This window comes from Pantoea sp. SIMBA_079, from assembly GCF_046940275.1.
Lineage (GTDB): Bacteria > Pseudomonadota > Gammaproteobacteria > Enterobacterales > Enterobacteriaceae > Pantoea > Pantoea borealis.
Genome location: NZ_JAWRYR010000169.1, coordinates 1 through 290, shown reverse-complemented (window position 1 = coordinate 290; position 290 = coordinate 1). Strand labels below are relative to the sequence as shown.

The window sequence follows — 290 nt, the reverse complement described above, 5'->3', positions numbered from 1 at the left end:
AGAAAATACCTATCCTTAAGACTCTTAAGACCTTCGGTCTGCCAATAGCCATTATCCAAAGTTCTGTGAAGTATAGGACTGCACGCAATACGCCAGTATCTCTTACGAGAATTACCCCATTCGAAGGCTTTTGCTTTGGGCACTCCCAAGGTAATAAGCCTTTTTACTTTTGTTCGAGGGTTCTTCCACTGTTTCCATAGGCACATACGGAGCCTTCTTCTTATCCATTCGTCTAGACTGGAGAAGACCGAAGGTGTGTCTGCAAGTGAGAAGTATCCCTCCCAGCCAAT

General features: G+C 44.8%; 1 protein-coding gene. It reads right to left on the bottom strand.

The genetic code is table 11. From position 1 onward, the window contains the following. A partial coding sequence (locus tag SB719_RS19580; protein ID WP_412159657.1) for a group II intron maturase-specific domain-containing protein occupies window positions 1-290 on the bottom strand: 290 nt, incomplete at its 3' end.